Source organism: Streptomyces sp. SirexAA-E (genome assembly GCF_000177195.2).
In the GTDB taxonomy this organism is placed as follows: domain Bacteria; phylum Actinomycetota; class Actinomycetes; order Streptomycetales; family Streptomycetaceae; genus Streptomyces; species Streptomyces flavovirens.
The window spans coordinates 3,552,598-3,573,919 of sequence record NC_015953.1 but is presented as its reverse complement, the minus strand read 5'-3'; the positions used below and the strand labels follow the sequence as shown (position 1 = coordinate 3,573,919).

Annotated in this window: 16 protein-coding genes; 7 read left to right on the top strand and 9 right to left on the bottom strand. The window is 72.8% G+C overall.

The window, feature by feature from the left end; translation table 11 throughout:
* The 4 genes from SACTE_RS15870 to SACTE_RS15855 form a co-directional block, all read right to left on the bottom strand.
* Positions 1-1,998, bottom strand: coding sequence for an NAD(P)-binding protein (locus SACTE_RS15870; RefSeq protein ID WP_026358971.1), 1,998 nt, complete (start codon positions 1,996-1,998; stop codon positions 1-3).
* A 20-nt stretch (positions 1,999-2,018) separates the two neighbouring features.
* Entirely contained in the window at positions 2,019-6,890 is a 4,872-nt protein-coding gene (locus tag SACTE_RS15865) for a DNA repair ATPase (RefSeq protein ID WP_014047049.1), read from the bottom strand.
* Positions 6,891-7,060: 170 nt separating this feature from the next.
* Positions 7,061-9,208, bottom strand: coding sequence for a hypothetical protein (locus SACTE_RS15860; protein WP_014047048.1), 2,148 nt, complete (start codon positions 9,206-9,208; stop codon positions 7,061-7,063).
* 111 nt (positions 9,209-9,319) lie between these two features.
* The gene (locus SACTE_RS15855; protein WP_014047047.1) at positions 9,320-9,958 is read right to left on the bottom strand and encodes a hypothetical protein; all 639 of its coding nucleotides are present in this window, start codon (positions 9,956-9,958) and stop codon (positions 9,320-9,322) included.
* 315 nt (positions 9,959-10,273) lie between these two features.
* Between SACTE_RS15855 and SACTE_RS15850 the strand changes: the two genes are divergently transcribed.
* On the top strand, positions 10,274-11,347 hold the full coding sequence (locus SACTE_RS15850; protein WP_014047046.1) for a helix-turn-helix domain-containing protein: 1,074 nt from the start codon (positions 10,274-10,276) through the stop codon (positions 11,345-11,347).
* Between the two features lie 186 nt (positions 11,348-11,533).
* Here SACTE_RS15850 and SACTE_RS15845 read toward each other — a convergent pair whose 3' ends face one another.
* Together SACTE_RS15845 and SACTE_RS15840 are read right to left on the bottom strand one after the other, a co-directional pair.
* Positions 11,534-11,989 (bottom strand): TerB family tellurite resistance protein, encoded by a 456-nt coding sequence (locus SACTE_RS15845; RefSeq protein WP_014047045.1) that lies wholly within the window; start codon positions 11,987-11,989, stop codon positions 11,534-11,536.
* Between the two features lie 126 nt (positions 11,990-12,115).
* Positions 12,116-12,631: a nitroreductase family deazaflavin-dependent oxidoreductase gene (locus SACTE_RS15840; protein ID WP_014047044.1), complete on the bottom strand. Its 516-nt coding sequence runs from the start codon at positions 12,629-12,631 to the stop codon at positions 12,116-12,118.
* Between the two features lie 177 nt (positions 12,632-12,808).
* Here SACTE_RS15840 and SACTE_RS15835 point away from each other — a divergent pair, with 177 nt between their 5' ends.
* The gene (locus tag SACTE_RS15835) at positions 12,809-13,384 is read left to right on the top strand and encodes a MarR family transcriptional regulator (RefSeq protein WP_014047043.1); all 576 of its coding nucleotides are present in this window, start codon (positions 12,809-12,811) and stop codon (positions 13,382-13,384) included.
* A 19-nt stretch (positions 13,385-13,403) separates the two neighbouring features.
* Here SACTE_RS15835 and SACTE_RS15830 read toward each other — a convergent pair whose 3' ends face one another.
* Together SACTE_RS15830 and SACTE_RS15825 are read right to left on the bottom strand one after the other, a co-directional pair.
* Positions 13,404-14,696: a cation:proton antiporter gene (locus SACTE_RS15830; RefSeq protein WP_014047042.1), complete on the bottom strand. Its 1,293-nt coding sequence runs from the start codon at positions 14,694-14,696 to the stop codon at positions 13,404-13,406.
* A gap of 2 nt (positions 14,697-14,698) precedes the next feature.
* Entirely contained in the window at positions 14,699-15,169 is a 471-nt protein-coding gene (locus tag SACTE_RS15825; RefSeq protein WP_014047041.1) for a TrkA C-terminal domain-containing protein, read from the bottom strand.
* Positions 15,170-15,283: 114 nt separating this feature from the next.
* Between SACTE_RS15825 and SACTE_RS15820 the strand changes: the two genes are divergently transcribed.
* From SACTE_RS15820 to SACTE_RS15800, 5 genes are all read left to right on the top strand, one after another.
* Positions 15,284-15,634: a hypothetical protein gene (locus SACTE_RS15820; protein WP_014047040.1), complete on the top strand. Its 351-nt coding sequence runs from the start codon at positions 15,284-15,286 to the stop codon at positions 15,632-15,634.
* A 275-nt stretch (positions 15,635-15,909) separates the two neighbouring features.
* Positions 15,910-16,743 carry a type II CAAX endopeptidase family protein gene (locus SACTE_RS15815; RefSeq protein WP_014047039.1) on the top strand — a complete coding sequence of 278 codons (834 nt, stop codon included), beginning with the start codon at positions 15,910-15,912 and terminating at the stop codon, positions 16,741-16,743.
* Positions 16,740-17,894 (top strand): histidine kinase, encoded by a 1,155-nt coding sequence (locus tag SACTE_RS15810; protein WP_014047038.1) that lies wholly within the window; start codon positions 16,740-16,742, stop codon positions 17,892-17,894. Before SACTE_RS15815 ends, SACTE_RS15810 begins: the two co-directional genes overlap by 4 nt.
* Positions 17,891-18,550, top strand: coding sequence for a response regulator transcription factor (locus SACTE_RS15805; protein ID WP_014047037.1), 660 nt, complete (start codon positions 17,891-17,893; stop codon positions 18,548-18,550). The genes SACTE_RS15810 and SACTE_RS15805 overlap by 4 nt, the downstream gene beginning before the upstream one ends.
* A gap of 259 nt (positions 18,551-18,809) precedes the next feature.
* Positions 18,810-19,769: a hypothetical protein gene (locus SACTE_RS15800; protein WP_019992523.1), complete on the top strand. Its 960-nt coding sequence runs from the start codon at positions 18,810-18,812 to the stop codon at positions 19,767-19,769.
* Between the two features lie 54 nt (positions 19,770-19,823).
* Here SACTE_RS15800 and SACTE_RS15795 read toward each other — a convergent pair whose 3' ends face one another.
* Entirely contained in the window at positions 19,824-21,281 is a 1,458-nt protein-coding gene (locus SACTE_RS15795) for a flotillin family protein (protein WP_014047035.1), read from the bottom strand.
* Positions 21,282-21,322: the final 41 nt, after the last annotated feature.

Genomic DNA, 21,322 nt, shown 5'->3' with positions numbered 1-21,322 from the left:
CTACCGGACGGTCGTCGCCCGCTGCCGGCGCAGCAGCTCCGCCAGCCCGCGCCGGGTCGCGGCGATGACCACCCGGTCCTCCGCGCGCAGCACATAACCCGGGTGCAGGTTCCAGACGAGCCCGGAGGACCGGCCCGCCGCGTCCGGGGCGGAGGGGTCGTACGGCGGCACGGCGGCCAGGTCCGGGCGGCGGTCGGCCGGCGGGGTGGCGTCCAGCGCCAGGACCCGCCAGGCGCCCGCCCGGAACGCCTGCTCGACGGTGCGGCCCACGAGCTGGGGGTAGGCGCCCACCTCCAGCGCGGCGAACAGCATCACCTTGCGCTCGACCGGCACCGCGCCGAGGATCTGCCGCCCCATCATGGCCACCGCGAACGAGGGTGCCGCCAGGTGGGAGACCGAACGCGACCGGGTCAGAGCCTGCGGGTGGGCGGTGCGCAGGGTGCGGAAGACGGCGGTGGCGAACTCGTCGTCGTACAGCCGCAGGGCCACCTGGAGGTCCGGCTTGACGGAGCGGGCGTACAGCGTGGCTTCCAGGTTGGTGGTGTCGATGCTGGTCAGGGCGAGCAGGGCGTGTGCCCGGCGGATCTTGGCCGCCTCCAGCACGCCTTCCTGGGTGACGTCGCCGATGACCGTCGGCACGTGCATGCTGCGGGCCAGCGGGATGCCCCGCGCCTCCGGGTCCTCCTCGACCACCACCACGGGGATCTCCAGCTCCCGCAGCCGCACCAAAACCCGGGTGCCGATCTTGCCGAGACCGAGCAGCACCACGTGCCCGGACAGGCCGCGCGGCGGGCGGCGCAGCGAGGACGCGTTGCGCAGCGAACCGAACGCCTCCAGCACGGCGGCGACCAGCAGCGGCAGGAGCAGCAGCCCCGCCATCCCGGACAGCAGCTGGATGACCTGACGGGACGGCGGCTCGCCCTCGGCCGGATCGCCCATCGCGAGCAGGTCGAGCAGCGTGAGATAAGCGGCGTGCAGGGGGCTGTCGCCGGTGGTGACGACGGAGGCGACGGCCAGGGCCACGGCGGCGGTCGCGACACCCAGCGCCGACCAGCGCAGCCGGCGCGAGAAGATGTGGCTCAGCGGCGCGCCCCGGCCGCCCATGCGCACGGCGACCCGGTCCGGCCCGGCGTGGCTGATGGCCTCCAGCACCACCGTGCCCCGCCCGGTGGCTGCGGCCACCGTCGCGTGGTCGGGCAGGAGTTGGGGCCCGTCGTCGCCGCTGCTGTCGGAGCCCTCGGAGCCGGCCGGGTCGTGGGTGGTGGAGGAGAGCAGGGCCAGGGTGCAGAGTCCCGGGTCGGCGAGCTCGCCCTGCCGGGGCGGGGTGCGTTCGGCGGCCCGCAGGAGCAGGCCCTCGGCCTGGATGACCTTGCTGCTGCCGGTCACCGCTGTGGCGGCGAGCGCCGGGGCTGCGGTGTCGGCGTCGGACAGCACCGTCGTGGAGGCGTCCAGCACCTCCGGGTCCATGCCGGGCATCGCGAGCGCAGCCGCCTGGTCGAGCAGGGTCTCCAGGTGCTGGCCGAGCTTGCGGTTGTAGAGCCGGATGACCAGCCGCAGGCGCGGGTTGAGCCGACGGGCCGTCAGGGCGGCCCGGATGTTCAGCTCGTCGTCGTCGTAGACCAGCGCCAGGGCGGCGGCCCGTTCGACGCCGGCCTCCTCCAGCACGTCGTCGGAGGGCTCGTGCGCCTCCATGATGCGCACCGCCTCGACCCCGGCGTTGGTGTCGCCGTCCCCGGCGCCGCCCGTCGTGCCGTTGCGGTTCATCGCGGCCGACATCCGGCCGAACAGGGCTGCGGCACGGGCCCGTTGGGTGAGCGGCAGCTCGGGGCGAGCGGCGTCGCGGCCCGGTGGGAGCAGCAACGTGACCCGTTCGCCGTACACGTAGCGCAGCTCCACGGCGAGCCGCCGGGCGAGCGCGTCGTCACCGCAGACCACCATGTGGCCGCCGGAGGTGGGTGGTTGGGGTTGATGAGGAAGTGGGGACACGAAGCCCAGCATGCCTGCTGACCCTCTTCCTGTCAGTCGTGCGTCGGCCCGGGACCGGCCAGGAGGCGGCGTGGGTCCGCCGCCCGGTCGATGGCCGTCTCCACCGCCGAGAGGCGGTCCGCGAGCAGCCCGAGGGCCGCGACCGCCCGGGTGACGGGATCGCCCTCCGGGCCGCCGAGCGCCTGTGTGCGGACGTAGGAGGCGGTGACCGCCGCCCAGCGCTCGGCCTGCCGCGCGGTGAGCGTGCCCCGCAGCGCGGCCAGCTTCAGCAGGTTCGCCTCGGCGCCCGAGGTGAGGGTCTGGGCCTCGCCCGCGTAGTGGTCGTCGACCACGGCGGACAGCTCGGCCTCGTTCATCACGGGCACGATCCGCTCGGCGATCTTGTTCATGTTGCGGTACGAGCCCTGTAGCTGGAACGGCGGCTCGGTGCGCGTCGCGTCGGTCCGCGCCGCCGACGCGATGTACGCCGCGTTCACCGCGAGGACCGTCTCCCTGGCGGTGAGCAGATGGCGCAGGACCGACACGATCCGCTCCAGCTCGGCCGGGGCGTAGGCGTGCTCCAGCTGGTCGGCGCGCACCGCGAGACCGGAACCGGACGCCATGCGCACGAGCAGCGCCAGATCGGCGCGGGAGCGGCCCGCGAGCGGGGCGAGGACCGGGTTGGCGGTCAGCGCGTTCTCCACGAAGCTCAGCGCGAAGACGTCCTCCCGGCCGCTCAGCACCTCGCCGAGGTTCCACACGTCGGCCCGGTTGGCGAGCATGTCCGGGATCCTGAACCGGTCCCCGGACTCGGTGTACGGGTTGCCCGCCATGACCACCGCGAACCGCTTCCCCCGCAGGTCGTAGCTGCGCGGCTCGCCGTCCCGCACCCCCTCGACGCGGCGCGTGGCGTCGCAGAGCGGAATGAACTTCTGGAGCAGCTCCGGCGAGGTGTGCTGGATGTCGTCCAGGTAGAGCAGGGTGTTGTTGCCCGACTCCAGCGCGAAGTTGATCTTCTCGACCTCGCGCCGGGCGGTCGCCCCGCGTGCCTGCGCCGGGTCCAGCGAGGTCACGTCGTGTCCGAGGTTGGGGCCGCTGACCTTCACGAGGACCATGCCGAGCCGGTCGGCCACGTACTCCATGAGCGTCGTCTTGCCGTAGCCGGGCGGGGAGACGAGCAGCAGCAGGCCCTGCGAGTCGGTGCGGCGGTCCGCGTCGGCGGTGCCGAGCTGCTTGGCGAGGCTGTCGCCGATCAGCGGCAGGTACACCTCGTCCAGCAGCTGGTTGCGGACGAAGGCGGACATCACGCGGGGCCGGTGGTCGTCCAGCCGCAGCCGGGCACGCTCGGCGTCGACCAGCGCGGTGCGCAGCCGCTGGTACGCGCGGAACCCGGGCACGGACTCGGCTCGGAACTCGGCGGTACGGGCGAGGAGTTCGTCCAGCCGGACCGGCAGGGTCCCCCGGTCGATCCGGGGGTGGTCGCCGAGCAGCCCGTCCACCGTCGCGGTCAGCGGGGCGTCGCGGTCGTACCGCTCCAGCTCCGGGCACAGCTCCACGGCGGCGGCCTCCGCCAGGTCCCCGGCGTCCGCCTCGGTGCCGGACGCGGCGGCGTACGAGCCGATCCAGCCCTCCACCAGCTGGCGCCGGGCCGGCAGGTCGTCGTGGAGCGCGGCCAGGTCGTCGTCGTACGCCGACGTGCCGGTCGCCCGGCGGAACTTCTCCAGGAAGGTCCGGGTGGACGTGCGCGTGACGAACCCCGCGGGGCCGCTCGTCAGCTCCTCGAAGAGGTACACGGCGGCCTGGTCCCCCGCCCCCATCACGGCCGCCCACTCCTCCTGGAGGACGGCGATCGCCGGGGCGAGCCCGAAGGTGTCGCGGGCCCGCGCCAGCGACACCGCCCGGCGCGTCCAGGAGGTGCGCAGCGCCTCGTCGGCCTCGTGCGCCCAGAACAGCTGGGCGGCCGCGCGTACGGCGGGCGGGAAGCGCAGCAGGCCCGCGCCGGTGTACAGCCGCAGCAGGACGGTCAGGATCGCGGTGGCGTCCTCGTCGTGGACGCCCCGCTGGTGGCCCTCGTCGTACGCGGCGGCGGCCGCCTCCCGGACGAGGGCCGCCAGGTCCTCGGCGCCCGCCAGCGCGTCGGCGCCGTGCTCGTCCAGCAGCCGGGCGGCCAGGTGCTCGGCGCGGTAGACGTCCTCCGACTCGGAGGGCAGCAGCCGGTCCCAGTACGGGCGGGTCGCCGCGAACTCGGGGTCGGTGACCGGGGCCCGGTAGTCGGTGCCGGTCAGCGCGAAGGCGAGCCGGTCCCCGTGCGGGACGAGGGTCAGGTCGAAGGGCTGGGTGTTCACCGCGAACCGGTGGCGGCCCAGCTTGAGGACCGTGCCGCCGTCCGCGTACAGCTCGCCCCGGTCCCGCAGCGCCCGGCCGGCCTCCTGCCGGGCCGCCTTCAGCCGCCCGTCGAGCTCGTCGGCGCGCACCGGGTCGCCCAGCTCGCGCAGCTCGTCGGCGGTGCGCCGGACCTTGGCGACCATCGGGTCGGACGCGAAGTAGGTGTGGACGGCGTCCAGGTCCTCCAGCGCGGCCAGGCGCCGGGTGACCGTCTCCAGCACCCGGGCGGCCGAGTCCGCGAGCCGCTCGGCCCGCCGGGCGCGGGCGTCCTGGAGCGTCTGCCGCCGGGCCGAGAACGCCTCGTAGACCTCGGTCCTGCGCTCGGCCAGCCGGCCGAGGAAGTCGTCGGACTCCGCGAACCGGGACTCCAGGTTCTCCAGCTGGAGCAGCAGCCGCGCCAGCTGCTCGTCGCAGGACTCGGGGGAGTCGGCGGCGGCCAGCGCCCCCGTGACGGCCTGCCCCAGCAGCGCGAACTCGGCGGCGAACTCCGCCCGGCCCTCCTGGGACAGCAGCTCCCTGCGACGGGCGTCGAGGGTGGCGCGGGCCCGGTTGGCGTCGCCCAGCACCCCGGCGATGCGCTCCAGGATGGACGTACGGACGGTGGCGTCCCCGATGTCGAGTCCGGTCACCACGTCCGTGACGGTGGCCAGCCCCTCGGTGATGCCCGTCAGCCGGTCACCGACCTCCGAGGCGTCGGCGACGGCGGTCAGCGCCTCGGCCGACTCGGTGAGGGAGGCGAGCTCCTCGTGGTAGCCGGTGAAGGCGTCGTCGCGGGAGAGGAAGGAGACGGCCCGCCGGGCGGCCGACGCCAGGTCGTCCTCGGCCTCGGCGGACAGCTCGGCGATCCGCCCGGTGTCCGCGTACCGCATCTCGGCGAGCGTCGCCAGGTGCCCGTGGGTGCGGCGCAGTTCGGTGAGCTGGTCGACCCAGGCGGCGGCCGAGCGCGGGGCCTCGCCCCGGATACGGCGCACCAGGGCGGTGAGGCGGCCGGCCGTCTCGTCGAGGGCCTCGGCGGCCTGCCGCGTCAGCTCCTGCACCGTCTCGAACTCGGCGAGGACCTGGCCGGCGGTGGCCCCGATCTCGGTCAGGGGCTCGGCGAGCAGGCCCAGCTCGGGATCGGTGAGCCAGTGGTAGCGGTCGCCGGCCCGGGCGCAGTCGGCGACGAGCCGGGCGTACACGGCGGCGGTCGGCGTCATGTCGCGTACGCCGTGGGCCAGGGCGAGGCAGTCGGAGATCCCGCGCACCAGGTCGGCGTTGCCGGTCCGGGCGAGCGGGCCCGTCCCGGCGGGGTGCGAGGCGGCATAGGTGTCGGAGACGTACGGGGTCTGCCAGCGCTGCAACGGGTGGACACGGGCGGGCCCGTCCTCGCCGCCCTTCAGCAGGACGAGGGTGCCGTCGTCCAGAAGCGCGTGCCCCCGGCCGACCAGCGGGGTGGCGACCTCCTGGCGGATCAGGTTGTACGGCAGGAGCAGGGTGCGGCTCTCGTCACGGGACCGGAAGACGTACAGCACGTCCTCGCCGTTGGGCGAGCGGACCGCACCCTCGAAGACCGGGTCGGTGAGCTCCTCGGCGGTGTCGAACGTCTTGGCCGCGCCGGTGGTGAGGTAGTAGCCGCCGGGGAAGATGATCCCCTGGTCCTCGGGGAGCCGGTGGCACGACGGCCCGATGGCGTCCAGCCGCTGGACCCGGCCGAGCAGGGTGTTGAAGACCAGGTGGCGCCAGGCCTCCTCCTTGTACGGGCGCACCCGCAGCAGGACCAGCGGCCCGGCCCGCGCGTACTCGACGTCGGCGTCCGCCAGGGACTGGAGCGGCTCGTCGACGGGCTCCTCGTAGATCCCGTCGGGGGTCTCGGTGTCGTCCTCGGTCTTGACGGTGAGCGTGCCGCCCAGGGTGTCGACGAAGAGCGCGCCCTCGGCCACGGCGATGTGCGGGTGCCGGCCGGTCCGGTGGGCGTCCCGGCCCGCCGGGATCCAGTCGAAGTCGTGCGACGGCGGGAAGACGTGGTCCTTCTCGCCCCGCGCGTCCAGGAACTCCCCGGGCGTCCCGTCCGGCCCCAGCGCCCAGCGCAGGACGCGGACGTCCTCGGCGCTCTCCCCGGTGCGGAACACCGCGATCAGCCGGCCGCCGACCCTGCGCAGCCGCAGCAGCCGGGCGTCGCGGAAGTAGCGGTGCAGACCCGCGAACTCCCGGACGAACGCCTCGTCGGCCAGGGGCCCTTCGCCCACCACCTCCTCCAGGCCGGCCTCCCGCAGGACGAGGACGTCACCGACCCCGGCCTCCCCGCCCGCCCCGGGCCCCCGCTCGAAGCCGAACAGCAACCGGTTGCCGACCGCCACCAGGTCCCGGGCCAGCGAGGGGCGCCCGGTGGGCACCTGCTCGGTGGCCAGCAGCCGCAGGCCGGTCGACCCGAACTCCTCGGTCCGCCGCGCGTTGAGCGCCTCGGCCCGCCGGACGAGCTCGTCGGCCTGCGCCCCGAGCCGCCGCCGGAGCACCTCGTAGGCACCGCCGTCGGCGAGTGTGGTGTCGGTGTCACGGTCCATGCGTACGGCTCCCTACGGGCGGTTCAACTGCGCACTGCGTATCGATGGTGGGGCTGGAGCACACGGTTCGGGGCCGCGGATCCGGCCCGTCCGGTGTGCGGGGCCCCCGCGGCCGGCGGTGCGGAATCCGCTTCCCGGGGGCCGTGGCAGGCCCCCGGGACGGGGTCCGGCTACGCCACCCCCGTGGCGGCGGCGCCGTTGCGCGAGGGCACCGGCTCCGCGGCGACGGCCCCGGCCGCCGTACCGCCGCCACCCGCGAGCGACGACACCGTCATCCCCGCCAGCCCCAGCTCCTCCGCCGCGGCCAGCAGCTGCCGTACCTGGCCGGTGGCGGCCCCCGACGTACCCCGCATCAGCTGCATCAGCAGCGCGGACACCGTCAGGTTCTGCACGTCCCCCGAGGAGACGGACCCCAGCACCCGGGTCAGGTCGTCCGTGAAGGACGCGCTGCCGTCCAGCCACGGCCCGGCCAGCGTCCGCGCGGTCTTGGAGTTGTCGACGAACCCGTCCACGCTCCGGCCCAGCGAGATCGACGACACGAGCCGGTCGAAGAAGACCGAGTCCCCGCCGACGATGTCGATGTCCGCGTTCTCCAGACCCGTCGCCAGGATCGTCGCCTGCGCCTCGGCCACCTGCCGCTGCACGTCGAACTCCGCCAGCCGGATCTCCTTCTCGGCGGCCAGCCGCAGCCGGTACTCCTCGTGCCCGCGCGACGCCTCGTCCAGCGCGGCCATCGCCGCGGCCTTCTCCGTGAGCCCCTCCGCCTCGGCCTTCAACCTCTCGCCGATGACCGCCGCGTCGGCGGTCGCCTGCGCCTGCGTACCCTCCGCGGTCGCCAGCGCCTTGAGGCGCGCGCCCTCCGCCTCGGCCTTGAGCCGGGCCTCGGTCGCCTGGGCCTCCGCGAGACCGGCCTTCTCCGTGACGTCGGCCTCCGCGTCCCGGACCTGGACCTCCGCCAGCCCGGCCGCGGCGGACTCGGCCTGGATGCCCTCCGCCAGCCGCAGCTTCGCCCGCGCGTCGAGGTCCGCCGTCTTCAGCCGGGCCTCGGCGAGCGTCAGCTGCTCGGCCGCCAGGTGCGTCGCCGCCGCCTCCGCGGCCTCCGCCGCCTTGATGTCCTTGACCAGCTTCTCCTGCGCCTCCGCCTCGGCCGCGATGATCACGGACCTGCGGGTGCGCTCCGACTCCTCGACGGACCGCAGGGTCAGGATCGACTCCTCCTGCTCGGCGACCGTACGGTCCACCGCGATCCGCTCCCGGATCACGTCCGCGACCTCGCGGCGCTCGGCCTCGACCTCCTTCGTCGCGGCGATCCGGTTCAGCTCCGTCTCGCGCTCACGGCCGATGACCTCCAGCAGCCGGTCCTTCTCGATGCGCTCGTTCTCGACGGCGATGACCCGCTCGCGGTTCTTCTGGGCGACGGCGATCTCCCGGGCCTGGTTCTCCCGCTGGATGCCGAGCTGCTCCTCGGTGCGGATGAACGCGCCCTGCGAACCGAGCCGCTCCTCCTCCTGCACGCGGGCGGTGGCGGCCTCCTCGCGGGCCCGCAGCGTCTCGACCTCGCGGCGCTGCTTGATCTCCGCCTCGGCCTGCCGGCGCTCCAGCTCCAGGATGGTCTCGCGGGCGTCGACGTCCTGCCGGGTGATCTCCTTCTGCTCGGTGCGCTGGAACTCGTTGGTCCGCACGTGCTCGATCGCCGTCAGCTCGGTGATCTTGCGGATGCCCTGCGCGTCCAGGATGTTGGCCCCGTCGAGCTGGACCATCGGCGTCTGCTCGAGGAAGTCGATCGCGGCGTCGTCGAGGTGGTAGCCGTTCAGGTCGGTCCCGATGACCCGGATGATCCGGTCCCTGAACTCCTCGCGCTTGGTGTAGAGGTCGACGAAGTCGAGCTGCTTGCCGACGGTCTTGACCGCCTCCGAGAACTTCGCGACGAAGAACTCCTGGATGGCGACCTTGTCGCTGGCCCGCTCGGTACCGATGGACTGGGCGACCTTGATGACGTCCTCGACGGTCTTGTTGACCCGGACGAAGAACGTGATGTGGATGTCGGCGCGGATGTTGTCCTGGCAGATCAGCCCCTCACGTCCGGTGCGACGGATCTCGATCGTCTTCACCGAGATGTCCATGGTCTCGGCCTTGTGGAGCACGGGCAGGACGACCGCACCGGTGAAGGTGACGTCGACCTTCTTGGTCTTGGAGATGATCAGCGCCTTGCCCTGCTCGACCTTGCGGAAGAGCCGGGTGACGACGAAGACCAGAGCGATGACGATGAGCAGGACAACGGCGATCAGCACGCCGATGCCCAAGGAGATGGCATCCATGTCAGTCCTTGACGGCTGGGGAGATGAAGCGGAAGTGAGCGGCACGCCGGGTCAGGGCATGCGGAAGCCTGGAGCCGGCCCGGTGGGCGGGTCCGGACGGCGGTCGGAACGTCAGCCCGCGTCGCGCGGCAGGGGGCGTGGGGCGAGCGCGGCGTCGTACGGCGAGACCCAGAAGAACTCGCCCTCGGCGTCGTACGCGTAGAGGAGTCCCGCGCTGCCCGCGGCGAACGCCTCGTCGGGGGTGGCGGGCGGCGTCAGCTGGCGCACCTGCACGATCGCGGTCGACCCGTCGGCCGCGGCGACCTCCGCCTGCCCGAAGTCGGCACCGACCGTTCCCGTACGGATCGTGCAGACCTGCCCCACGAAGTCCTGCCGGGATGGAGGAGGTTCCGCGGGGAAGTACCGGCGGAATCGGCGCAGAACCATGCGGACGGCCCCCCAGGCGATGAGTAGCGCTCCTACCAACACCAGGACGTGGAACAGGGCGCGTGCGGTTCCGGTGGCACCGCTGCGGAGCACCAGGACCGAACCCGTCAGGCTGACGAACCAGGAGACGAGGACGAGCAGCGACAGCGAGACGGAGACCGGCACACCACCGAGACCGACCGTGTCGGCGTCGAGATCGGTGTCGAAGGAGTCGTGTCCGACGGCCCCGGTGAGGACCAGGAGCCAGAAACAGATGACGACGACCAGGGCGGCGCCGAAGAGGACGGCCGGAAAGGCGAGTGCTGCGGAAAGGAATTCGTTCATCCGGTCCACCCCCTGGCGTCGAAGCGCCCCTGTACGAACCAGGAAGTCGGCCGGTGACGGGTGGGCGGGGCCCCGGCGCCGCGAAACCGTCGAGACGGCTCCGCAGCGACCGGGTTCTTCCCCCGTGTCCCCCGACTTTCCCCCGTAACCCCCGTGATTCCCCCGTGTGTTGCTGAAGGAATCGTGCCATCCGGCGACGGTTGGGCGCATTGCCGGAATCCGGCAAACTTGCCGGAGCCCTGTTGCCGGGCACCGGCATGCCTTCCGGGGCGTTGCCGCAATGACATAGCTGTTACATGCAAGGAGGAGTGAGCCGTGGCGGAACCGGAGATCCCGGACAGGTTCCTGGGGGGCTATGCCCAGATTCTGGGCGAGGTGGCCGACACCGGCCGCCGGCTCACCCGGGACGAGCTGGAGGCCCGGCGCACGCTGGGCCGTGAGTCCGCGGAGGCCGGGCACCAGCTCCGGGCCCTGGTACGGCTCCATCTGGCGGAGACCCGCGCGGCCTGGCCGGGCGCCGCGAAGGGGTCGGACCCGGCGGCCACCGACGCCGTGCTGGCCGCCGTGGAGCAGGTGGTCGACGCCTTCGCGGAGGGCTTCGAGCGGGCCCAGCGGCTGACGGTACGGCGCGAGGAGGCGGCCCGCCGGGAGTTCATCGACGACCTGCTGTACGGCCGCAGCGACCTGGGCCGCCTCGCGGAGCGCGCCACCCGCTTCGGGCTGCGGCTCTCCCGGGCGCACGCCGTCGCGGTGGCCACCGGCCCGGAGGCGTACACCGAGAGCGACGCGGTGCCGCGCAGTGTGGAGTCGGCCCTGCTCGCCCGGTTCAGCGGCCGGAAGATCCTGCTCACCACGAAGGACGGACGCCTCGTCTGCATCGCCCCGGGCAGCCAGCCGGACGTCCTGCGGTACTTCGCCAAGCAGGCGCACGCGGCGACGGACGGCGGCCAGGTCGCGGTCGGCCGCCCGCACCGCGGTCCGGGCGGTGTCGTCCACTCGTACGACGAGGCGCTCGAAGCCCTGGACCTGGCCCAGCGGATGGGCCTGGACGACCCGGTGCTCTACGCGGCCGACCTGCTGGTCTATCCGGTGCTGACCCGTGACCGGCAGGCGATGGCCGATCTGGTGCGCAGTGAGCTGGGCCCGCTCCAGCAGGCGAGGGGCGGCGCGGAACCGTTGCTGCACACGCTGTCCGTGTACTTCGACGCGGGCTGCGTCGCCGCCGAGACGGCCCGCCGGCTGGCGCTGAGCGTGCGGGCGCTGACCTACCGGCTGGAGCGCATCCACCAGCTGACCGGGTCCGACCCGTCCGATCCGATGCACCGCTACTCGTTGCAGACGGCGGTGATCGGTGCCCGCCTGCTGGACTGGCCGGCGAAGGAGCTCTGAGCGGACGGGCGCGGGTGGAGGTCGGCCGGGGGTGCGCAGGGGGAGTGGGCACCCCCGGCCTGCCGGGCGCGAAACGGGTGGGTGGGCCGCCGCGATCGCCCGGCGTACAGGGGTACGCCGGCCTCCGGGCCGCTACGACGCGGGTGGAGGCGGGCGTACGGACAGGCGGGACTCTTCAAGCGCGCCCTAGAGGTCGAACTCGTGCGGCGGCAGGTCGAGCGCGAAGCACGCCTCCCGTACGACGGCCCGCTCCTGCGCGTCGAAGTCGCCGTCGGCCCCGCCGATGACGATGCCGATCTGGATGACGGCCCGCGCCTCGGCGGGCTTCTTCTTCGCCTTGGCGATCTCCTGGAGCACGCTGACCTTGCCGAAGGCGAAGTCGGCGGTCAGCTGGTCCACGTAGCCGTTGAAGCGGCGCTGGAGGTCGTCCGCCGGGAAGTTGCGCAGCACGTCGTTGGCGGAGATCAGATCGGCGACACGCTGCCGCTCGGACGGGTCGATGTGGCCGTCGGCGGCGGCGACCAGGGCGCAGACGGCCATGCTCGCGTCGCGGAACGCCCCGCTCTTGAGGTCGTTCTTCTTCGCCTCCAGCTGCTGCTGCATCGTCGACGCGGATTCCTTGATCCGATCCCAAAGGGCCATGACGTCTCCATACGTTGCGGTATGTGTGGTGCGGAACCAGGGAAACTCTACAGCGGTGTAGAAGTTGCCGGGTGCCCTGTCCGTACCTTCGGTGGACGAGGTCCTGAGAACCACGGCCCCAAGCCGTCAGAAGTGCTCCTCCACCAGGACGACGAAGGGGATCGAGGCGCCCGCCCTCCGGTACTCCTCGGTGCTGCCGTCGACGGTGAGGCCCAGTGAGGCGCAGAACCGGCGCGCGGCCCGGGGCTGTCGGAGCGCGGACCGGGCCATCGACTCGCCGCACTCCTCCGGCTCCGGGAAGCGGGCGGACACCGCGTGGTAGCCGCGCCCGGCCTGCACGACGGCCTGCGGGTTGCCGCGGAGGTCGCGGTACCAGCCCGCCCGCGTCCCGCGACCGGACGCCACGGTCCAGGCCCTGCGCCCGTCCGTCCGTCCCGCCTCGACCACCTCCAGGACGGTCCGGCGCGGCTCGCCCGTGAGCCGCCCGGTGTGCACGAGCAGCAGCAGCCGCCCGCGGAACAGCGGGCCGAGCCCCATGCGGAAGAGGTGGACGGGCGCCCGTACCGCCGAGCGCCTCCAGCGGGGCGGCGGCGCGGGACGGCGGGGTCCGGAGGCGGCGGGCTCGGTGGGCGGGGGCGTCACGGGGGTACCTCGATCCGGTCGGCGGTCGGCGGGCGACGGTCGGTAGTCGGTCACACGACGTTTGCCCCATGCAAACGTCGCGCAGTCCAAGCGTGCCCGTCGTGGGCCGGGGGGCGCGAAAGGGTGCCACCGCGATGCCGGTGCGAAGGGGGTGGCCGCGCGGGGGTACAAAGAGGCATGCCCGAACATCCCGCCGCCCCCGGCGCCGCCGCGTCCGACGACGACGCCGCCCGCGACGACCCCGACCCCGACTCCGGGCGCTCCGGCGTGCTGGACGCGGGGGCCGTCCCGGCCGAGGTGGACGACGTCGACGCCGTGACCCACGCGGTGCTGACCGCGTCGCGGCTGCTCGTCGCCGTCACCGCCCGCTCGCTCGCGGCGGTCGAGGACCGGGTGACCCTGCCTCAGTTCCGGCTGCTGGTGGTGCTCGCCACACACGGCGACGCCAAGCTGGTGGAGCTCGCCGACCGGCTCGGCGTCAATCCCTCCACCGCGATGCGGATGGTGGACCGGCTGATCGCGGCCGGTCTCGCGGAGCGCCGGGTGAACCCGGGCAACCGCCGCGAGACCGTCCTGCGGGTGACGCCGGAGGGCGATCGGCTCGTCTCCGACGTCACCGCGGCCCGCCGCCGGGAGATCACCTCGATCGTGGAACGCCTCGCCCCGCGGCAGCGCACGGCGCTGGTGGAGGCGCTGACGGCGTTCACACAGGCGGGCGGCGAGGCGGCGGCCCACCCGCCGGGCTGGACGTAGACGGGGCCCGGACAAAGCCTCAGTCGGCGTCGCGCCCGGCGTGCTCGGGCGTCAGGTCCTCCAGCGAGGGCATCGGCTCCTCGCCCGCCGGAGCCTGCACGGCGTTGCCGTCCGTGCCGCTCTTGCCGCCCTTGTCCCCGGGGGTCTTGCCCTTGCCGGCGAGCATCGCCTGGAGCTTGGAGGCGACCGGCTCGGTCCAGCGGGCGGTGAGCGGACCGACGATGACCAGGATCAGCACGTACGCCGTCGCGATGGGCCCGATCCTCGGTTCCGTCGCCACGGCCAGACCGGCGATGACGATCGAGAACTCACCACGCGCGACCAGGGTGCCGCCCGCGCGCCAGCGGCCCCGGGGGCCGATTCCCGCACGTCGCGATGCGTACCAGCCGGTGCCGATCTTGGTGAAGACGGTGACGACCGCGAGCAGGGCGGCCGGGAGCAGGACCGGCGGGATCTCGGCCGGGTCGGTGGACAGCCCGAAGAAGACGAAGAAGACGGCCGCGAACAGGTCGCGCAGCGGCGTCAGCAGCTTGCGCGCGCCCTCGGCGACCTCACCGGACAGGGCGATACCCACGAGGAACGCTCCCACGGCCGCGGAGACCTGGAGCTGCTGGGCCACACCCGCCACGAGGACGGTGAGCCCGAGCACGACGAGGAGCAGCATCTCGGGGTTGTCCGAGGACACGGCCCGGCTGATGAGCCGCCCGTGGCGCAGTGCCAGGTACAGCACGAACCCGACGGTGCCGAGCGCGATGAGCAGGGCGATGCTGCCACCGGCCAGACCGACACCGGCCAGCATGGCGGTGAGCAGCGGCAGGTAGACGGCCATGGCCAGGTCCTCGATGACGAGGACGCCGAGGATGACGGGGGTCTCACGGTTACCGAGCCGCCCCATGTCCGTCATCACCTTGGCGATGACACCGGACGACGAGATCCAGGTGACGCCGGCGAGCGCGACGGCCCCCACGGGGCCCCACCCGAGCATCAGACCGGCGATGGCGCCGGGTGTCGCGTTCAGCAGGAAGTCGACGGCCCCGGACGGGTATTGCGTCTTGAGACTGGTGACGAGCTCGGAGGCGCTGTATTCCAGCCCGAGCAGAAGCAGCAGCAGGATGACGCCGATCTCGGCGCCGATGGCGGTGAACTCCTCACTTGCGCCGAGCGGCAGCAGCCCGCCCTCCCCGAAGGCCAGTCCGGCCAGCAGATACAGGGGAATGGGCGAGAGCCCTATCCGCCCGGCAAAGCGTCCGATGATGCCGAGCCCCAGAATGACGGAGCCGAGCTCCACCAGCAGTGCGGTCGTGTCGTGCACGGTCAGCCCTCCGCGATGATCTCGGAGAGCGTGTCCACGCCCTCACGCGTTCCTACAACAACGAGCGTGTCCCCGATGGCCAGCCGGAAGTCCGGCCCCGGAGACGGATGCGCACTGTGCGTGCGCAGAACAGCCACGATCGACGCCCCGGTACGGGTCCGCGCCTTCGTGTCCCCGAGCAGCCGCCCGCCGTACGGCGAGCGGGTCCCGAGCGGAATGTGCTCGGTGACGAGGTCGATCCCCTCGGTCCGTACGGCGTCGATCGGCGCGGCATCGATGAGATGCGCCAGACCGGTGGCCTCGGCGGTCGTCAGGGGTACGGAGAGCCGGCACGAATCTGGGTCGTCCTTCTCGTAGAACCCCAGGAACCGTCGTCCGTCGTGGTGCACGACCACGGAGATGTGCTGTCCCGACTCGGTGGTGTAGTCGTACTGCACGCCGACTCCGGGCAGAGATGTGCGGTGGGTTCCCATGGCTTCCTCCCGAGGAGCACGGCGGTAGGGTGATGCTTTTGATCATTTCTTTAGTCGTCCATTACCTTATCGGGCCACGTCAATGGGTCCGGGCGCGGACCGTAGGCTGGACCGATGACCAAGGGCCGACGTATACGCCGCCTGGTGGCCGGGGACACGGTCTGGCTCTGGTCCACGCGCCACCGGCACCCCGGATGCCGTGACGAGGTCTTCCTGCGCGACGAGGACTCCGGTGCGGCCCTGCGCATCGTCTTCGACCAGGCCCCCGGCCGCATCACCTCGGGCGGCTTCACCGACGCCACGGGCACGGTCTCCGCCTCCGGCGGCGGCCACCTGAACCTCCACGAACCGGGCGTGGTCCGCCGGCTGCTGGACGAGGTACTGAGGCGCGGACCGGTACCGGCGGACGGCGTGGTGGCGGTGGTGGACGGCTGGCCGCTGTTCGACGCGGTGGCCGGCGACTGATCGCGGGTGCCCGACCCGGGGCCTCCGGCGGGTGCGCCGGACCGCACCCGGGTGTCGATACCGAGCGTGCCGCCGAGCTCGTACGCCAGCAGATCGAGAGCCGGGCCGACGAGCCGGGCCATGGGGAGCAGGCGCGCGAACAGCCCCACCTCGGCCGTCCCCCGTGCGAGCTACACGCAGGTGTCCACCGTGAGGTGACGATTCGGGATCGCCCGATCCGTAGCGTTCGGATCAGTCGCGGCGCGCTCGGGCCGCAGGTCTGGCGAGGGGTTCTCATGCGGGTGGTCTGGCAGCTCGTGGCCGTGGTGGCGGTCACCATGATCGGCGGAAACGCAGTCAGCGCGTTGGACGGCGGTCCGTGGCTCACCCTCGGGCTCGGCCTCGTGACAGCAGTGGTCTCGGTGCTCGTCTACCGGTGGGTGGTGGGGAGGACCGAGCGCCGGCCGGTCACCGAGTTGGCCCGTAAGGGGGCCTGGTCCGCGATCGGGCGGGGGGCGGTGATCGGGGTCGCGATGTTCGGGGCCGTCATGGCGAACATCGCCTTCCTCGGGTACTACGACGTCCACGGCCTCGGCTCGGTGACCGGTGCGGTGGGGCTGGTCGGTTTCATGGCGGCCGCCGCCTTCACCGAGGAGGTCATGTTCCGCGGCGTCCTGTTCCGGATCATCGAGGAGTACACCGGCACCTGGATCGCGCTGATCTCGACCGGACTGGTGTTCGGCCTGATGCACCTCGCGAACCCGCACGCCGACCTGTGGGGTGCCATCGCCATCGCGATCGAGGCCGGCGGCATGCTCGGCGCCGCCTACGTCGCCACCCGCAGCCTGTGGCTGCCGATCGGCCTGCACTTCGGCTGGAACTTCGCGGCGGCCGGCATCTTCAGCACCGAGGTCTCCGGCAACGACACCCCGCAGGGACTGCTGGACACCACGACATCGGGCCCGACGCCGATCACCGGAGGTGCGTTCGGTCCGGAGGGCAGCTTGTACTCGGTGCTGTTCGGGGTGCTGGTGACCCTCGGGTTCCTGTGGCTGGCGCACCGACGCGGCAACCTGGTGCCCCGTCGCCGTGCCGACCGGACCGAGGCCGCCACTACACTCGTCCGGTGATCGGCATACCCCACATCCGGCTGCTCACAGGCAAGTTGGGCAGCCGGGTCTGGTACGTCCCGCTCACGGCGCTGCTCTTCACCGCCTCGTTCCTGCCGGGCTTCCGCAGCAACGGGACGGAGCTCGGCGGCCTGCCGGCCCGTCCCTTCGACGTCCTGGCCGTCGCGGCGGTGGCCCTCCAGGCCCTCCCGCTCGCCGCACGGCGGCGGTGGCCGGTCCTCTGCCTCACCCTGGTGGCGACCGGTTTCTCCCTCGACCAGCTGCGCGGCTACCACACGGTCGCGGGCACCGCGCTCCCCATCGCTCTGATGGCCGTGGGCTCCTACCTGGAGAGGCACCGGCGCGCCACCGCGCTCGCCTTCACCACGGCGTACGTCCCGCTGGCGGTGGCGCTCGACCGGACGGGCCCCGGCCGGTCGGTGGAGGAGTTCGTGACGTTCTACCTGGCCCTGGCCCTCGCCTGGGGCGTCGGGGCGTGGTACCGCTCCGTGAGGGCCGCCGAGGACGAGCGCCGCCGCCGCGTCGCCGAGGACAGCCGGAACGCCGAACGCACCCGGATCGCCCGCGAGCTCCACGACATCGTGACCCATCATGTGACGGCGATGGTCGTGCAGGCCGAGGCGGCTCGGTATCTGACCGCCGCGCCCGACCGTCTGGACCAGTCCCTGACGGCCGTCACCGACACCGGCCGGCGGGCCATCTCCGACCTGCGGCACCTGCTCGACCTGCTCGACCCCGACCACGGCACCGAGGCCAGGACGCCGACCGTCGGCCGGCTCCTCGCACTCGTGGAGCAGACCCGCCGGGCCGGGCAGCCCGTGGAGTTCACCGAGGAGGGCACTCCTGCCGAGTCGGCCGGAAGCGCCGAGCTCGTGGCCTACCGTGTGGTGCAGGAAGCCCTGACGAACGCACTCAAGTACGCCTACGGCAGCCCCACTTCGGTCCGGGTGCACCACGGCGAGAAGGAGATCTCGGTGGAGGTCGGTACGGACGGCTCCGGCTCGAAGGCCGGGCTCATGGGCGGGAGCGGACGTGGCCTGGCCGGTCTCCGCGAGCGGGTCGACGTCCTGGGGGGCGACTTCAGCGCGGCCGGACAGAAGGACGGCGGCTTCCTCGTGCGGGTCCGCATCCCTGCCGGGAGCCCGGCGTGACCGCACCGATACGGGTCCTGATCTGCGACGACCAGGTGCTGATCAGGACAGGGCTGTCGACGATCATCGACGCCCAGCCCGATCTGGAGGTGGCGGGCGAGTGCGGGGACGGGCGGGCCGCCGTCGACCTCGCCGCGAAGCTGCGTCCGGACGTCGTGGTGATGGATGTCCGCATGCCGGTCCTCGACGGCATCGAGGCCACCCGCCTGCTCGCCGGTGCCGGGGTGCCGCACCCCGTCAAGGTGCTGGTGGTGACGACGTTCAACCTGGACGAGTACGTCTACGAGGCGCTGCGCGCCGGTGCCGGCGGGTTCCTCCTCAAGGACGCGCCGCCCTCCCAACTCCTGCAAGGCATCCGGACCGTGGCGGCGGGCGCGGCGCTGCTCGACCCGGAGGTGACGCGCCAGCTCGTGGGCAGGTACGCCGCCCGGATCCGGCCCACCGGCGACGCGGCGCGGGACATCCCGCTGACCCCGCGCGAGTTGGAGGTCCTCCGCCTCATCGCGGACGGCCTCTCCAACAACGAGATCGCCGCCGCCCTGGTGATCAGCCGGGAGACCGTCAAGACGTTCGTCTCCCGCATCCTCACCAAGCTCGGTCTCCGCGACCGTGTCCAGGCGGTCATCTACGCCTACCGCCAGGGCCTGGTGACCTGAAACCGCCGTACGACCGGCAGCGCGCGGCCCCCGGCCACTCCTCGGTGTGATCGTTCCGCCGAAAGTCCTGCGCGGGGTTCCCGTTACGGTACGGTGATCGCGTCATCACGCTGTGTGCGTATACGCGCATGGCGCGGTCCCCGGGGGTGTGTAGGAGCACCCAGCCGAGGACCTTCATCACCAGTGGAAGCAGCCACCAGAGATGCTTTGGCATGCTATCGCGCCGTCCCGGCGCTATACGAAGGCTTCGCACGATGTCGTGCGCCATCCGCGTCTGAGCAGCGACGCGAAGATTCTCCTCCTCTACGTCCAGGGGCTCCCCGCCGAGCGGCGCGCTGTGGCCCTCAGCGAGCACGCGCGGACGCTCGGCATCACCGGGCGGGCGTATCAGAAGGCCAAGAAACTGCTGGTCGTGAACGGTTTCCTGCACGAGTGGCGGCAGCAGGGCGGGCGGGGGTTCTGGACCACCGAGCAACTGCTGGCGAACGTGGTGCTCAGCCCCGTGGAGGCCGTCCGGTCCCGGGAGGCGGGGGCGGGCGAGGCCGCCGTGGTTCCGGGTGCGCGGAAACCGACCGTCGGTCAGCCGGAGGGTCCGGCCGTCGGTGACTACCGACCGGAGGAGGAAGAACGGGAGAAGAACTCTTCCCACCCACCCTCCGAGGAGCCGCCCGAAGACGGCTGGGGACCCGAGGAAGTCGAGGCCGAACGCGCGCTGTTGTCGCTGCGGCGGTGCCATCGGTCGCTGCACCTGGGCGTCGTGGAGGCCCGCAAGCTGGTGCGGCTCGCCGTGGAGTGGCTGCGACGCGGGGTCACGGCCGAGGAGATGCGCCGGGTGCTGACCAGCGATCTGCCGCCGGACGGGGTGCGGTCGGCCGTGGGCTTCCTGCGGTACCGGCTCGTGCGGAAGCTCCCCGAGCCGCCGGGGGAGAGGACGGCGCGCACGGCCGGGCCCGAGCCGGACCGGGCCGAGGGGCCTGATCCCGCGCCGCTCCCGCCGGGGTGGGTGACGTGCCAGGGCCCCGGGGACGAACACGTCTTCCGGCCCGTGGAGGGCGCCGAGGGCGAGACGCACTGCGGGCCGTGCCGCCGCCGGACGGCCTGGGACCTCTGGTCGGAGCGCAGGGCCGCCCAACTGGCCGCCGAGCAGGCCGCCGAGGACGACTACCGGCACACCCCCTGGCGGGAACGGGTCGCCGCCCTGGAGGCCGAACGCACATAGGCCCGGCCGCGACACGGTGGGTGTCGCGGCCGGGCCCGGTGGGGACGGGGCCGGTCAGTCCTTGATCTCGATCTGCTCGCCGTTCGACGAGGAGGACGAGGACGAGGTGGGCGACGGGGCCGGCGAGGGCGCCGGTACGTCGGCCGTCCTGCCCCGCAGGTTCTGGAGCAGCGCGCCCAGGTCGACGCCCGTGGTCGAGCTGAGGAGCTCCATACCCTGGGCCACGTTGTCCGTGACCGTACGGGACAGCTGGCTGGCGCCGTCCGTGGAGATGACCGTCATCTTGTCGATGGCGCTCAGCGGCTCGGAGGCCTTGGCGACGACGCTCGGGAGCACCTCGACCAGCATCTGGAGCACGGCCGCGTCGCCGTACTGCGCGAACGCGTCGGCCTTCTTCTGCATGGCCTCGGCCTCGGCCGCACCCTTCGCGGCGATGGCCGCCGCCTCCGCCTCGCCCTCGATGCGTACGGCGTCGGCGAGCGCGGAGCGGTGGAGCTTCTCACCCTGACCGGTCAGGCGGGAGCGCTCGGCCTCGGCCTCGGCCTCCTTGACCTGGGCGATGCGGCGGGCCTCGGCCTCCTGCTCGGCCTGGTAGCGGGCGGCGTCGGCGGGCTTGCGGACCTTGGTGTCGAGCTCGCGGTCCGTCAGGGCGGCCTGGCGCTCGGCGACCTTCTCCTGCTCGCTGAGGACCTCCTGCTGGCGGGCGGCCTCGGCGAGCGGACCCGCGGCGTTGGCCTTGGCGGCGGCGGCTTCCGTCTCCGCCTTGATCTCGGCCTGCTTGAGGTAGAACGTCCGCTCGGCGATGGCGATCTCCTCGGCCGCCTTCAGCCGTGCCTGCTCGGACGCGCGCCGGGCGATGGCCTCGGCGATGTCGGCCTCCTGCTTGGCGCGGGCGGCCTCGGGGCGGCCGAGGTCCTCCAGGTAGGAGCCCTCGGTGGTGATGTCCTGGATCTGGAAGGCGTCCAGGATGAGGCCCTGGCCGGAAAGGCTGGCCTCCGCCTCCTCGGCGACCTGGCCGGCGAAGGCGGCGCGGTCGCGGATGATGTCCTCGACCGACATGCGGCCGACGATCGCGCGCAGGGCGCCGGAGAGCACTTCCTGGGTGAAGCCGACGATGCCGTCCTGCTGCTGCAGGAAGCGCTGGGCGGCGGCGCGGATCGCGTCCTCGCTGCCGCCGACCTTGACGATCGCGACGCCTTCGAGGTTGGACTTCACACCGCGCAGGGTGACGGCGCCGCGCACGGCGACGGGGATGTGCCGGCTGGACAGGTCGAGGGTGAACTTCTGCTGGACGAACGGCACGACGAAGACGCCGCCGCCGACGACGACCTTCTGCCCGCTGTTGTCGATGCTGGTGCGGCCGGTCACCGGGTCGGTGGACTTCTTGCCGCGGCGGCCGGTGATGATGAAGGCCTGGCTGGGACCCGCGACCTTGTACCGGGTGATCACGGCGAGGGCCAGGAGTACGACAAGGACGACGACGCCGACGACGGCGATCACTACTGGACTCATGAGAGGTGTCCCCCCTGCCTCCCCACGGGGGGCAGTTTGTT

What these genes read in the sequence shown, in the direction of transcription:
- SACTE_RS15870 (WP_026358971.1), bottom strand. Translation starts at nt 1,998, where the DNA reads ATGCTGGGCTTCGTGTCCCCACTTCCTCATCAACCCCAACCACCCACC.
- SACTE_RS15865 (WP_014047049.1), bottom strand. Translation starts at nt 6,890, where the DNA reads ATGGACCGTGACACCGACACCACACTCGCCGACGGCGGTGCCTACGAG.
- SACTE_RS15860 (WP_014047048.1), bottom strand. Translation starts at nt 9,208, where the DNA reads ATGGATGCCATCTCCTTGGGCATCGGCGTGCTGATCGCCGTTGTCCTG.
- SACTE_RS15855 (WP_014047047.1), bottom strand. Translation starts at nt 9,958, where the DNA reads ATGAACGAATTCCTTTCCGCAGCACTCGCCTTTCCGGCCGTCCTCTTC.
- SACTE_RS15845 (WP_014047045.1), bottom strand. Translation starts at nt 11,989, where the DNA reads ATGGCCCTTTGGGATCGGATCAAGGAATCCGCGTCGACGATGCAGCAG.
- SACTE_RS15835 (WP_014047043.1), top strand. Translation starts at nt 12,809, where the DNA reads ATGCCCGAACATCCCGCCGCCCCCGGCGCCGCCGCGTCCGACGACGAC.
- SACTE_RS15825 (WP_014047041.1), bottom strand. Translation starts at nt 15,169, where the DNA reads ATGGGAACCCACCGCACATCTCTGCCCGGAGTCGGCGTGCAGTACGAC.
- SACTE_RS15820 (WP_014047040.1), top strand. Translation starts at nt 15,284, where the DNA reads ATGACCAAGGGCCGACGTATACGCCGCCTGGTGGCCGGGGACACGGTC.
- SACTE_RS15815 (WP_014047039.1), top strand. Translation starts at nt 15,910, where the DNA reads ATGCGGGTGGTCTGGCAGCTCGTGGCCGTGGTGGCGGTCACCATGATC.
- SACTE_RS15795 (WP_014047035.1), bottom strand. Translation starts at nt 21,281, where the DNA reads ATGAGTCCAGTAGTGATCGCCGTCGTCGGCGTCGTCGTCCTTGTCGTA.